Annotated in this window: 12 protein-coding genes; 4 read left to right on the top strand and 8 right to left on the bottom strand. The window is 63.2% G+C overall.

Annotation, left to right across the window (positions count from 1 at the left end; all coding sequences use genetic code 11):
- Positions 1–122: 122 nt before the first annotated feature.
- The 4 genes from GWG65_RS22600 (at position 123) to GWG65_RS22615 (ending at position 4,979) form a co-directional block, all read left to right on the top strand.
- A complete protein-coding gene (locus tag GWG65_RS22600; RefSeq protein WP_275197780.1) occupies positions 123–2,282 on the top strand; it encodes an indolepyruvate ferredoxin oxidoreductase subunit alpha in 2,160 nt (719 codons plus the stop codon).
- Positions 2,279–3,844 carry an indolepyruvate oxidoreductase subunit beta family protein gene (locus tag GWG65_RS22605; protein WP_275197781.1) on the top strand — a complete coding sequence of 522 codons (1,566 nt, stop codon included), beginning with the start codon at positions 2,279–2,281 and terminating at the stop codon, positions 3,842–3,844. Before GWG65_RS22600 ends, GWG65_RS22605 begins: the two co-directional genes overlap by 4 nt.
- 140 nt (positions 3,845–3,984) lie before the next feature.
- A complete protein-coding gene (locus GWG65_RS22610) occupies positions 3,985–4,497 on the top strand; it encodes a MarR family transcriptional regulator (protein ID WP_275197782.1) in 513 nt (170 codons plus the stop codon).
- The gene (locus GWG65_RS22615; protein ID WP_275197783.1) at positions 4,497–4,979 is read left to right on the top strand and encodes a MarR family winged helix-turn-helix transcriptional regulator; all 483 of its coding nucleotides are present in this window, start codon (positions 4,497–4,499) and stop codon (positions 4,977–4,979) included. The genes GWG65_RS22610 and GWG65_RS22615 overlap by 1 nt, the downstream gene beginning before the upstream one ends.
- Before the next feature lie 11 nt (positions 4,980–4,990).
- Here the strand turns inward: GWG65_RS22615 and GWG65_RS22620 are convergent, their stop codons facing one another.
- The 8 genes from GWG65_RS22620 to GWG65_RS40465 form a co-directional block, all read right to left on the bottom strand.
- Complete coding sequence (locus tag GWG65_RS22620) at positions 4,991–5,719, bottom strand: SDR family oxidoreductase (RefSeq protein WP_275197784.1); 729 nt, start codon at positions 5,717–5,719, stop codon at positions 4,991–4,993.
- A 26-nt stretch (positions 5,720–5,745) separates the two neighbouring features.
- Positions 5,746–7,362: an ATP-dependent acyl-CoA ligase gene (locus tag GWG65_RS22625; RefSeq protein WP_275197785.1), complete on the bottom strand. Its 1,617-nt coding sequence runs from the start codon at positions 7,360–7,362 to the stop codon at positions 5,746–5,748.
- A 7-nt stretch (positions 7,363–7,369) separates the two neighbouring features.
- Entirely contained in the window at positions 7,370–7,846 is a 477-nt protein-coding gene (locus tag GWG65_RS22630; RefSeq protein WP_275197786.1) for an aromatic-ring-hydroxylating dioxygenase subunit beta, read from the bottom strand.
- Positions 7,843–9,183, bottom strand: coding sequence for a Rieske 2Fe-2S domain-containing protein (locus tag GWG65_RS22635; protein ID WP_275197787.1), 1,341 nt, complete (start codon positions 9,181–9,183; stop codon positions 7,843–7,845). The genes GWG65_RS22630 and GWG65_RS22635 overlap by 4 nt, the downstream gene beginning before the upstream one ends.
- An 18-nt stretch (positions 9,184–9,201) precedes the next feature.
- Entirely contained in the window at positions 9,202–10,152 is a 951-nt protein-coding gene (locus tag GWG65_RS22640; protein ID WP_275197788.1) for a PDR/VanB family oxidoreductase, read from the bottom strand.
- A 107-nt stretch (positions 10,153–10,259) separates the two neighbouring features.
- Complete coding sequence (locus GWG65_RS22645; protein WP_275197789.1) at positions 10,260–10,877, bottom strand: flavin reductase family protein; 618 nt, start codon at positions 10,875–10,877, stop codon at positions 10,260–10,262.
- A 105-nt stretch (positions 10,878–10,982) separates the two neighbouring features.
- The gene (locus GWG65_RS40460) at positions 10,983–11,837 is read right to left on the bottom strand and encodes a hypothetical protein (protein WP_342760658.1); all 855 of its coding nucleotides are present in this window, start codon (positions 11,835–11,837) and stop codon (positions 10,983–10,985) included.
- 26 nt (positions 11,838–11,863) lie between these two features.
- A complete protein-coding gene (locus tag GWG65_RS40465; protein WP_342760659.1) occupies positions 11,864–12,604 on the bottom strand; it encodes an MFS transporter in 741 nt (246 codons plus the stop codon).
- Positions 12,605–12,735 lie beyond the last annotated feature (131 nt).

Genomic DNA, 12,735 nt, shown 5'->3' on the forward strand with positions numbered 1-12,735 from the left:
TTGAGCATCGGCCCTACCCTGTCGCTGGCTCACGACCGCTCCCGAACTGGGGTTGGCAGCATGCCCGGCATTGACTTACTTCACATGTAAAAGTATGTTAATGCATATTTCTGGAGGATGCAATGGCTGAACGGTCTTTCGCTCGCGAAGTCGAAGATCTCCGGCTCGGCACGGGCGATACTTTCCGCGGCGAAGGCATCCTCGCCATCACCAAGGCCTTGCTGCAGTCCGGCGTCGCCTATGTCGGCGGCTACCAGGGCTCGCCGATCTCGCATCTGATGGACGTGCTCGCCGACGCCAAGGACGTGCTCGACGATCTCGGCGTGGTGTTCCAGAGCTCGGCCAACGAAGCGGCCGCAGCCGCGATGCTCTCGGCATCCGTGATGTATCCGCTGCGCGGCGCGGTTGCCTGGAAGTCGACGGTCGGCACCAATGTTGCTTCCGACGCGCTCGCCAATCTCGCCTCCGGCGGCGTTACCGGCGGCACCATGATCATCGTCGGCGAGGATTACGGCGAAGGCTCCTCGATCATGCAGGAGCGCACCCACGCTTTCGCCATGAAATCGCAGATGTGGCTACTCGATCCGCGGCCCGACCATGAATGCATCGTCAATCTGATCGAGAAGGGCTTTGAGCTCTCGGAGGCCTCGAACACCCCGGTGATGCTCGAGGTTCGCGTTCGCGCATGTCATATGCATGGCAGCTTCGCCTGCAAGGACAACGTCAAGCCGGCCTATTCCATCAAGGACGCACTGAACAATCCCAAGCGGGATCTCGGGCGCATCGTGCTGCCGCCGGCGGCCTATGAGCATGAGCAGGAGAAGATCAAGACGCGGATGCCCGCGGCGATCGGCTTCATCCGCGACAACAAGCTGAACGAACGGATGGGGCCGGAGCAGGGCAAGGTCGGCATCGTCATGCAGGGCGGCATGTACAACAACGTGATCCGCGCACTGCAATATCTCGGCCTCTCGGACGCCTACGGCAACACGCAGGTTCCGCTCTACGTCATGAACGTCACCTACCCCGTGATCGATACGGAGGTCGCAGAGTTCTGCCTCGGCAAGGAGGCCGTCCTGATCGTCGAGGAAGGCCAGCCGGAATATCTGGAGCAGGCGATCAACACGGTGCTGCGGCGCAAGGACATCAATGCGCGCGTCCACGGCAAGGACGTGCTGCCGATGGGCGGCGACTACACCGCGCAGGTGCTGCTCGGCGGCATCAGGGAATTCCTGGAAAAGACCGAGCCGCGACTGCTCGGCAACCGGCCGCCGGCGCCGGATGCTGCTCCCGTGCTCAACCACCCCGCCGTCGAGAAACTCAAGCAGGCCGTCCCGCAGCGCCCGCCCGGGCTCTGCACCGGCTGTCCGGAGCGACCGATTTTCGCCGCGATGAAGCTGGTCGAAGAGGAGCTCGGGCAGCACCACGTCTCAGCCGACATCGGCTGTCACCTGTTCTCGATCCTGCCGCCCTTCAATATCGGCGCGACCACCATGGGCTTCGGCCTCGGCCCGGCCTCGACCTCGGCCTTCAATGTCAAGGCCGACAAGCGCTCGATCGCGGTGATGGGAGACGGCGGCTTCTGGCACAACGGACTGACCAGCGGTATCGGCAATGCCGTGTTCAACAAGCATGACGGCGTCTTCCTCATCGTCGACAACTACTACACCTCGGCGACCGGCGGTCAGGACATCCTGTCGTCGCGCGCGACCAACAGGCGGCGCAACACCAACAATTCGATCGTCCAGGCCGTAAAGGGCATCGGCGGCCAATGGGTCCGCCAGATCGACCGCACCTACGACGTCGGCAAGATGCGCGACACGCTGAAGGAGGCCCTGACGACCAAGGACGAAGGCCCCAAGGTCATCGTCGCCTCCTCCGAATGCATGCTGAACAAGCAGCGCCGCGTGAAGCCGCAGATCAACAAGGCGATCAAGGACGGGTTGCGCACCGTCAAGGAACGCTTCGGCGTCGACGAGGATGTTTGCACCGGCGATCACGCCTGCATCCGGCTCTCCGGCTGTCCCTCGCTTTCCGTGAAGCAGCTCGACGATCCCTTGCGGGACGATCCCGTTGCGGCGATCGACAATTCCTGCGTCGGATGCGGCAATTGCGGCGAGGTCGCCGAAGCCGCGGTGCTGTGCCCGTCCTTCTATCGCGCCGACGTCATTCATAACCCGACCCGCTGGGACACGTTCAAATCGAAAATCGCCATGGCCGTGATCGGCTGGCTGCAACGGCGGCGCGATCGCCGGCGTCCGGCGCTCGAGGCGCTGGCATGAGAGACGAAACGGTCCGGCTCGCCCTCCCCGCCGCCGGTGACGCGACCGAGCGGCCGATCTCGATCGCGATCGTCGCGATGGGCGGCCAGGGCGGCGGCGTCTTGACCGGCTGGATCGTTCAACTCGCCGAGAACCACGGCTGGGTCGCGCAATCGACCTCGGTGCCCGGCGTCGCCCAGCGGACCGGCGCCACGATCTATTACATCGAGGCAATGCCGCCACTGGATGGCCGCAAGCCGATCCTGTCGCTGATGCCCACCCCTGGCGATGTCGACGTCGTGATGGCCGCCGAATTCATGGAAGCGGGGCGCTCGATCCTGCGTGGCCTGGTGACGCCGGACCGCACGACGCTGATCGCCTCCAATCACCGGTCGTTTGCCATCGGCGAGAAGATCGCGCCGGGTAACGGCATTGCAGATGGGGACGCCGTCACCGGCGCCATCGGCGTTGCCGCCAAGACCGAGATCATCTTCGACCTGAATGCGCTGGCGATCGAGCACGGCAGCGTCATCTCGGCTGCTATGTTTGGCGCGCTCGCCGCGGCCAGGGTGCTGCCCTTCAGCCGCGAAAGCTATCTCGATGTCATCCGCGCCGGCGAGAAGGGGGCCAAGGCCAGCATACGAACTTTTGAAGCGGCCTTTGACCGGGTCGAGACCGGGCCTCCCGAAGTCGCGGCGCCCGTGCAATCGAAGGTCGCCGACAGCATCCCCTCTCCTGCGATGCCCGATCCGCAACTCGCCGGGCTTGTCGCCAGATTGAACCGGGAGCTGCCCGAGCCCGCGCAGGCCATGAGCCGCGCTGGCTTGAAGAAGGTGGTCGACTTCCAGGACGTCACCTATGGCGCGGAATATCTCGACATGCTCAGCAGCCTGCTCACGGCCGACCGAAACGCCGGTGGCGCTGCGCGGGGCTATGCCTTCACGCGGGCCGCGGCAAAGTATCTCGCCAACGCCATGACCTACGACGACGTCATCCGCGTGGCCGACCTCAAGACACGCGCTGGTCGCCGCGCGCGCATCGAGAGCGAGCTCGAGATGTCGCAGGGACAGGTGCTCCAGACCACCGAATTCATGCACCCCCGCATGGAGGAAGTCATGGGCATGCTGCCGGCGAGTTTCGGCCGCTGGCTGGGCGCGAGGCCGCGCCTCCTCGGCTGGCTCGATCGCCGCGTCAACAAAGGACGCCGGGTGCGAACCTATTCGCTGCCCTGGTTCCTGGCGCTCTATGTCGTGGGTGGACTTCGCGGCCTGCGCCGCCGCTCACTGCGCCACGCAATCGAGACTGCTCACCGGGACGAATGGCTCAAGGCCGCGACCGACGCGGTCGGCACCAACTACCAGCTCGGTGTCGAAATTCTGCAATGCCGCCGCCTTGTGAAAGGCTATTCCGATACCCACAGCCGGGGGCTGTCGAAATTCGACAAGACGCTGGCCGCGATCAAGCTGGTCGAGCGGCGCGAGGACGCCGCCGACTGGGCGCGGCGCCTGCGGGAAGCGGCGCTGAAGGACAGCGCCGGCAAGGAGCTCGACGGCGTGATCCAGACCATCAAGACCTTCGCATGATGCAGATCGCGCCCGGCACAGGAATAGATTGCCGTTCGGACCGAAGGACGTCAGGATCAGACGGCTTGACTACGATTCTCAGGTTGTTAATCGGAGCGACAGACCCGCGATAAATTTCCCGCTACTCGACGAGACACTCTGTGCTCGATGGTCATGTGATGCCGGCAGCACTCAAAGCGAACGTTGTTTCCGTCCCCGGGCAGGTGGAAACCCGGCTGTGGCTTCAATTGCTGTCTTTGCACGGCGAGTTCTTCGGGTCGCTGAATTCCGTGCTGAGTTCTGAGTTTGGACTGTCGCTCGCAAAGTTTGACGTGCTGGCTCAGCTCGATCGTTGCAGGGACGGACTTGCGCTCGGGCAATTGTCGCAGAACCTGAAAGTGTCCGGCGGCAACGTCTCCGGACTCGTGCAGCGCCTGTTGGCCGACGACCTCATCAGCAGGGAAATGTCGAGCGAGGACCGGCGATCGTTCATCGTGCGTCTCACACCCAAGGGCGAAGCCCTGTTCCGGAAGGCCGCCGACGTCCACAAGAAGCATCTCGGCGAGCGGTTCGAGAACGTCCCGCGCCGGGAGCTCGACGCCGCGCTTTCGGTGTTGCGGTCCATCTCCTCAAAGATTCGCGTCGAGAGCAAGAAGCAGAGACACAAGAAATAATGGGTAAAGAATCCAGAAGCAGATGGAAATCCGGTCCGCCAAGGACGAGGGACCAGCTGCAAGCCTACATTCCCTATCTGCTCAATCGGCTGGCCAACCGCTGGAATCTCGACCAGAACCGGGATCTCAGCGAGCACGGCATCAGCAACGTCGTCTTTCGCACGCTGTCGGTGCTGTTCATCTACAAGACTCTCACTGTCAACGAGATCGCCGTTCTCGCCGTGACCGAGCAGTCGACCGCCAGCCGCATGGTCGAATCCATGGTTTCATCGGGCCTCGTCGAGCGAGAGATCGCCGAGGAGGACCAGCGCCGTCGCGTCGTGGCCTTGACGGCGGACGGCGAGGCGCTGCTGCGCAAGATCTGGCCGATCATGGAAAAGAATTACGAACGTCTGACCGCCGGCATCGACCCCGACGAGGTTGAAGTCTGCGCCCGCGTGCTGGCCAGGATGGTGGAGAATATTCGCCAGAATCAGATCTGATCGATCAACGATCAGGGACCGAGGCCAACCAAGCTGGTGCCGCCGCAGACGTAAAGCACCTGTCCGGTGACGAAGTCCGAACGCTCGTCGAGGAAGAATTCGACCGCGTGCGCGACGTCCTCGCGCGAGCCGAGCCGGCCAACCGGAACGTTGCGGGCCATTTTCTCCTGCCGCTCGGAATCCTTGGGGACGATGCCCCAGAAATTGTCCGTCAGAATGGGACCCGGCGCGACGACGTTTACGGTGATGCCGCTGGAGGCCAATTCCAGCGCCCATGTCCGCGCCATGCCATGCATGCCCGCCTTGGTGGCGGAATAGGCCGAGCGGGTCACGGCACCCATCGCCGCACGCGAGCTGACGAACACGATGCGGCCGAGACGGCGCGACATCATCCCCTCAAGGGCTGCCTGGGTCAGCAGCATCGGTGCCCCCAGATGCAGCTGCGCAAGCATCAGGATGTCTTCGGGCCTCGCATCGGGCAGAAGGTTCGGCAGGATGGTGCCGGCATTGTGCACGAGGCAATCGATCGCGTGGTCGGAGCTGATCTCTTTAGCGATCGCCCGGGTCTCCTTGAGGCTGGTCAGGTCCGCGCAATAGGCCGCGAGCAGATCGTGCGTCCAGCCTGGCTTCTCCAGCCCCACCGAGACCACGCGCTGTCCTTTATCGACGAGCCTGCGGGCCAGCGCTTCGCCGATCCCGGAATTGCCCCCTGTAATGAGTGTGGTGCGGGCCTGGCTCATAATCGGTTTCCTGCGAGTGGGATGCCTCAGACCTGCCGCCGCTTCAACTCGCGGAGATCGAAGAATGCGCCGTCGTGCATCAGCTTCGCGACAAAGTCCTTCAAGCCGCCGCGCTGGATCTTCTCGGTTGCGGTCAGCGGCAGCCGATCGACGAAGCAAATCCATCCGGGCGCCTTGTAATAGGCCATCTGCTCCAGGCTCCAGCGGACGATGGCCTCGGCGAGTGCGCGGTCCGCCCCGCCCCGCTCGGCGATGATGACGGCGGCGACCTCGTCGCCCCGCACCTGGTCGGGCGTCGCCGCAACTGCGGCCTGCCGGATTGCGGGATGACGATTGAGGACCGATTCGACCTCGACTGCGGCGATGTTCTCGCCGGAACGACGGATGACATTCTTCTTGCGATCGACGAAATGCAGATCGCCATCCGCATCACGCGAGACGATATCGCCGGTGTGCAGCCAGCCGCCGTCCCACGCTTCGTCGGTGGCTTCGGGGTTCTTGAGATATTCCCGGAAGAAGCCGTAGCGCGGGTCCGCGCCTGCCCGCCGCACCAACAGTTCGCCCGGCATCCCCTCCGGCGCATCGTTCCCGCTCTCATCGACGATGCGAATGTCGACCTCGGGTACCGGGTGGCCGAAGCAACTGCTGCCGATCTTGCGCGGCTCGACATTGGCGGCGATCACGCCGCCGCTGCCGGTCTCGGTCATCGCCCAGGCTTCGATCAGCGGGAAACCGAACCGCGCCTCGAACGGCGCGTGAAGCAGCTTGTCGACGCCGGCGCCGAACCCGAAGCGCACCGCGTGGGCCTTGTCCTCGTTCGATGCCGGTGCACTCATCAGCATCGAGGGCATGACGCCGAGATAATGCAGGCAGGTGGCGCGGCTGTCCCGCACCGACTGCCACCAGCTGCGCGGATGAAAGCGATCCAGCATGGTCAGGCTGCCGCCGACCGAGACCATCGCCATCAGCGAGACCGCCATCGCGTTCATGTGAAACAGCGGCAGCGGCGTGATCATGCGCTCGCGATCGGGCTTGAGACCGATCAGCCCGCCGGCGTCGCGATACCAGTTTCCGCTGTGCAGGAAATAAGTATTGGTGAGCACGCAGCCCTTGGGCTGGCCCGTCGTACCCGACGTGTAGAGCAGCGCGCATTCGGTCGAGTCGTCGCCGGCGATTGCAGCCCGCGCGCCGCCGAAGGGTACGGGGACGTCATCGCTGTCGCTCGCGACCGGAATCGCGCGCCCCGCCTGGCGTGCCGCAGTTTCAACCTCGTCCCGCCGCTCGCCGAGAACGAACGCCGCGTTCATCTCGGAATGCGCGATGATGTATTCGAGCTCACTCATTCGCAGATCAGGATTTATCGGCACGACGGACACGCCGAGCGCGTTCAGCGCAAACCACAATTCGACGAACACCGGCCTGTTCTGGAGCAGAAGCCCGACCCTGTGTCCTTCGCCGTAGCCGCGGCTCGCAAATGCAGCCCGCCGGCGCTCGACCCGCTCGAGCATTGCGCGATAGGAAATCTCGCCGGCCGCGATGCCGTAGATCTTGGCCGTCTCCGGCAGCACGTTGAGAAAGCTAGCCTCGCCCCGGCGGATGGCGGTCTCGCGAAAGCGGGCATAGACGGAAGTGGCTGCGGTCAAGATGCACTCACATGAAGAGCTGGATGTTGCCGAATGGCGCGTCGAAATTGATGAGATCGACGCGCTTGAGCTTGATCTTCAGGGCGTCGCCGACCTGGACGAAATCGTGCGAGGCCCATCCCGAATAGCGCTCCAGCATATCGCCGCGCGTCTCCGTGTAGATATAGGACGTCCGCGCCTTGAACACGCCGGCAGCAGTGTCGCAGGCGACGATCTGCGGCGCCTGGAGCAGATGATGGCAGCGGCTCTTCGGCTTCTGGCTGAAGGTGCGCTCGCCGGCGAGCCGCTCGACCCGCACCTTGAGCAGCAACAGGTCCTCGTACATCAAGGACGGCTGGAGCACCGGATCCTGCTGCTGCCATTCGAGCGGCATCCAATAGCGCCCCTCGGGATGAAACAGGTCCAGCCAACTCTGCCACTGCATGGTGTCGAGAAGCTCGGCCTCCCGATAGATGAAGTCCGTGACGGCTTTCTCGTCGATCATTCCGCGGCCTCGACGTGCTTGTCCATGTCCATGGTCATGAATTTCGCCCAGGTGTGAAACTGGTTGCGCATCTGCCGCTCGGACGTGCCGTTGATGACAGCGGTGACGTCGGGCTGCTCGTCCCGCGCGTAGAGCCGGCGCAGATTGACCCACTGATTGCCGTTGGACTTGAGGCCTTCCTGCGCCCGCTCGTACATCTCGAGATCGTCGTGTCCGACGATCGAGGTCGGCGCGTTGATGAAGCGGTTGTACATCAGGGCGCGCTCGTAAAGCTTGTCGGGCGCGCCGACTAGGCGATAGACCCAGCTCTCGACCAGCGTCTTGTCGACTGCAATCGGGATGAAATTGCGAAGGATCTGGACGGCGCCCTTGACCATGACGTTCGGAAAATAGACGGTGTTGTGCCTGACCTCGCCCAGGATCTCGTGGGCCCGCCTCTCGCCATAGGCTGCGATCATCTGGTCGAGATAGCCGCCGACGTCCGCGTAGTTGGAATGGATGGAGTTGGCGACGCCGGTATGGCCATGGCCGTTGGGCCAGATCCTGATGCCGCTCTGCTCGTAGAATTCGTACGGACTCATGAACGGGCCATAAAGCTGCACCGCCATCGGCGTCTCCGTGGAATCGCCCTGCTCGCGTTTCCAGACCTTGACCGCGGTACCGGCCGAGCTCTCGTGAGCCACCATGGGATGGCAGGTGTCGGTCTGGTTCTCGACCAGCATCTTCCAGTTACAAGTGTGCAGGTAGCGGATCGGCGCGGCCACGACCTCGAGCCTGCCCTCCGGCGAGCGGTCGACCATGTTGTCGATGGTTGAAAGGCTCTGGCCGAAATAGTCCTCGAAGGAAACGCCGGTCTCGTTCAGCCGCGCGAAGATGAAACCCCGATAGATCACGACGTTCTTGATCCGCGACAAGCCTTCATTGGCCTCTGTGTCGGCGAAACCGGTGCCCTCATAGCCCTTCTTCAAGGGGATCGCGAGCAGCGAGCCGTCGGTCTTGAACGACCACGCGTGATAGGGACAGCGAAAGAACTTTCCGGTATTGCCGCAGGGCTCCGAGGCGATCTTGACGCCCTTGTGCGGACAGCGGTTGTAGAAGATGTGGATCGAACCATCGCTATGGCGGCTCGCCAGCACCGGCTGCCGGCCGATGGTGGCGGTGATGAAGTCGCCGGGCTTCGCCAGCTGGCTGGCATGACCGACATAGACCCAGCTGTTGGGAAACAGGTGTTCCATCTCGAGCCCGAAGATCTCGGGATCGACGTAGACGTCGCGATGCACCTCGGCCTCGCGCACCAGTGCCGCGATCGACCGCGCATTTCCTGCGTATCTGCTCATGCCGTCCCTTTCCTCGTCCTAGAGATCCAGCACCAGTCGCTCCGACTTCGCGCGCGACACGCAGATCTGCATGACCTTGTTGGACGCCTTCTCGTGGTCGCTCAGGATGACATCGCGATGGTCGGGGACGCCCTCGATCACGCCGCACTGGCAGATGCCGCAATCGCCGCGCCGGCAGTCGTAGAGAACCTCGTGCCCCGCCGCTTCCAGCGCCTCGATGATGCTCTGATCGGCCGCGACCGTGATGACTTGCCCCGTCGATCTGAGTGCGACCTCGAACGGCTGGTTCGACGCGCTCGGCGGCTCGGCCTTGAACAGTTCGTAGTGGACGCGGTCGGCAGCGACGCCTTGCGCCAGGGCGGCGCTCTTCACCGCTTCGATCATGCCGGCAGGACCGCAGACATAGACGTGCGAGTTCGCGGGCGCACGGTGCAGTGCCGCTGCGATGTCGAGGCAGGAGGCGTCGCTGTCATAATGGACCGACAGGCTGTTCGCGCACACCGCCTGCAACTGCGGCAGGAAAGCCAACTGGCCGGGCGCCCGTCCGGCATAGTGGAGATGGTAGGCAACGCCGCGGGCCTGAAGCTCGGCTGCCATGGACAGGATCGGCGTGACGCCTATGCCGCCCGCGAACAGAAGCGCCGGCGAAGCATCCTCGTGCAGACGGAAGGTGTTGACGGGCGCCGACGCTGTGACGACATCGCCGATCTTAAGCGCATGCATGAACGCCGAACCGCCGGTCGACATCTGCTCGCGCAGAACGCCAAGGGCGAGGACGCCCTCAGGCAGGCCCGGCAAGGCCATCAGAGAGTAAGGCCGGTCTCCTCCGCTCGGGAGCGACACGCGGACGTGTGCACCCGCCTGCCATCGCGGGACCGCACTACCCTCCACGCCGACCACAAGCCTTCGGATCGTCGGCGTCTCCGCCGTGACCGACTGCACCTTGAGCTTCAGCGGATGCGTGTCCATTCATGCATCTTTGCAATATATGAATTTGCATATATTTAGGTATATAATAATTCGTTGTCAATCCCCGGCCGGCATTGACATGCGCGAGGCACCTTGCAGCCCGCGCGCTAATCAATTAGCGGCGGCCGCACCAGCTGGAAGAGGTCGCGAGGCCTCGCATACCAGCCCGACCCGTGCATGCGGGCAATGAGGTCGAGGCCGATCGTATCGATATGGCCCCTCTGTGCATCGATCACGAACTGCTCCGCCACATGCGCACAAACGATCTCGCCGATCACGGCGAGTTGCCGCGGCCCGGTCTCCTGAACCGAGAGGGAGCGACATTCGAACGCAACCGGGCACGCCTTGAGGCGTGGAGGCGCAACCATCTGCGAGGGAAGCGTCTCCAGCCCGGCGAGCTCGATCTCGTCGACCTCGGGCGGTGCATCCACGCCCGTTGCATTCATGGCTTCAGCCATCTGCTGCGGCACCAGATGAGCGACGAACTCGCCCGTCTCGACGATATTCCGCGCCGTATCTTTCAGGCCCTTGTTCGGATGACGCAGCAAGCCGAGCACAACCGTCGGCGGCTCATGTCCGAGCACGTTGAAGAAGCTGAACGGTGCCGCATTGGCGATTCCGTCTCGGGACCGGGTCGTCACCCACGCGATCGGACGCGGCGTGACGGTCGCAGTGAGTATCTTGTAGCGGATATCCGCCGGAAGCTGACCCATATCGAAGAGCATGCGATCCTCACTCCCGCCCGCGAGCGGCGCTGACGATGGATATGGCCGCCTGCGGTCGCTCGTCGACCACGGGCTGGAGAATGTCCGGCCGCGAATAGGTGACGCTCAGTGATCGGCCTCGATGCTCGGCCTGTTCGGCAGCACGATCGACCCGATTACGGCGACCACGGTGCAAATGACAACCGGATACCAGAGCCCCGCAAATACGTCGCCAACCGCAAGCGAAAGATAGGTTGCAAAGAAGGGCAGGAAGCCGCCGAAGATGCCGGCACCGATGTGGTAGGGAAACGAAAGTGCCGTGTATCGGATGTTCGCCGGGAACACCTCGACCAGGAACGATGCCACCGGTCCATAGACCATCGCGACGATGACGGTCATGACGACCAGCAGAAAGACGATGTAGGCCGACGACACCTTTGCAGGATCGGCCTTGGCGGGGTAACCCGCGTCCGCCAGGGCCTTGCGGTAAGCTGCCGCATCGTATCCGGCAATCGTTCTGCCATTGACCGTCATGGATACGGCATGGCCATCAATCGGAGAGGCATAGCTGAAGTTGACGCCGCTTCCGATCAGCAGCTTCTTGGCCTGCACGCAAGGCTTGCTGTGGTCGCCGTGCGAGCTCAGCAGCGCAGCTGCAAGGCCGAACTGGCACGCTTTGCTGGTGGTGTCGGCATGCACGGTCACCGGGGCGCTGCGGGTCGCTGCGACGAGCTGCGGGTTCGCAGCTTCCAGAAGGGACGAGAACATCGGCCGGTAGCACAGAGCCGAAAGCACGAGACCCGTCATCATCAGCCACTTGCGTCCGATCCGGTCGGACAGCCAGCCGAAGAAGATGAAAGCTGGAGCTCCGATGACAAGACCGATCGCCATCAGACCATACGACGTCTGCAGGTCGATCTTGGCGACCTGCTGCATGAAAATCATCACGTAGAACTGGCCGGTGAAATAGGTCGAGCCCATGCCCGCTGTCACACCGAACAACGCGATCAACACAAGAGGAGGCTGGACCAGCGCGCAAACGTGTCCTTGACGGGACTCCTGGACAGGCGCCGCTCCGCCTTGAGGCGCGCAAATACCGGCGATTCGTGCAGCTTGGCTCGAACGTAGATCGATAACGCCAGCATCGCGATCGACATGATGAAGGGGACGCGCCATCCCCAAGCCCTGAAATCGGCTTCGCTCATGATGCTCTGCGTGCCGATGATGACCATGATCGAAAGAGCCAATCCGACCGACGATGTGATCTGGATCCAGCCGGTCAGAAGCCCGCGCCGGTCTGGGCGCGAATGTTCGGCAACGTAGACGACGGCACCGCCATATTCTCCGCCGACAGCGAGGCCCTGGATCAAGCGCAGCACGACCAGCGAAACCCATGCCGCATGGCCGACGCTCGCGTAGGTGGGCAGGAAGCCGATCAACGCGGTGCCGCCGCCCATCATGATGATGGTGATGAGGAAGGTGTATTTTCGGCCGACCCGATCGCCGATGCGACCGAAAACCACGGCGCCGATCGGACGGATCACGAAGCCGGCAGCAAGAGCACCGAGGGAAGCGAGCACCGCTGCTGTCGGGTTGTCCGGCGGAAACAACACCGAACTCATGAACACGGCCAGCGAGCCGTAGATGAAGAAATCGTACCATTCGAACATCGTTCCGAGGGTCGACGCGAAAACGACCTGCCGCTCCTCGCTGCGCGTTAGATTCTGGTCGGCAGGTGCCGCCGTCACTCGTGCATCCATAGCCATTCCCCTGTTCGCGCCCCGCAGCAAAACCACAACCGGCAGCAGCTTATTTTATTTAGTCATACTCATATGATGTCATCAAACAAGACAAGCTTGAATGTTTGCCGACTCGCGCC

The organism is Bradyrhizobium sp. CSA207 (assembly GCF_029051685.1).
Classification (GTDB): domain Bacteria; phylum Pseudomonadota; class Alphaproteobacteria; order Rhizobiales; family Xanthobacteraceae; genus Bradyrhizobium.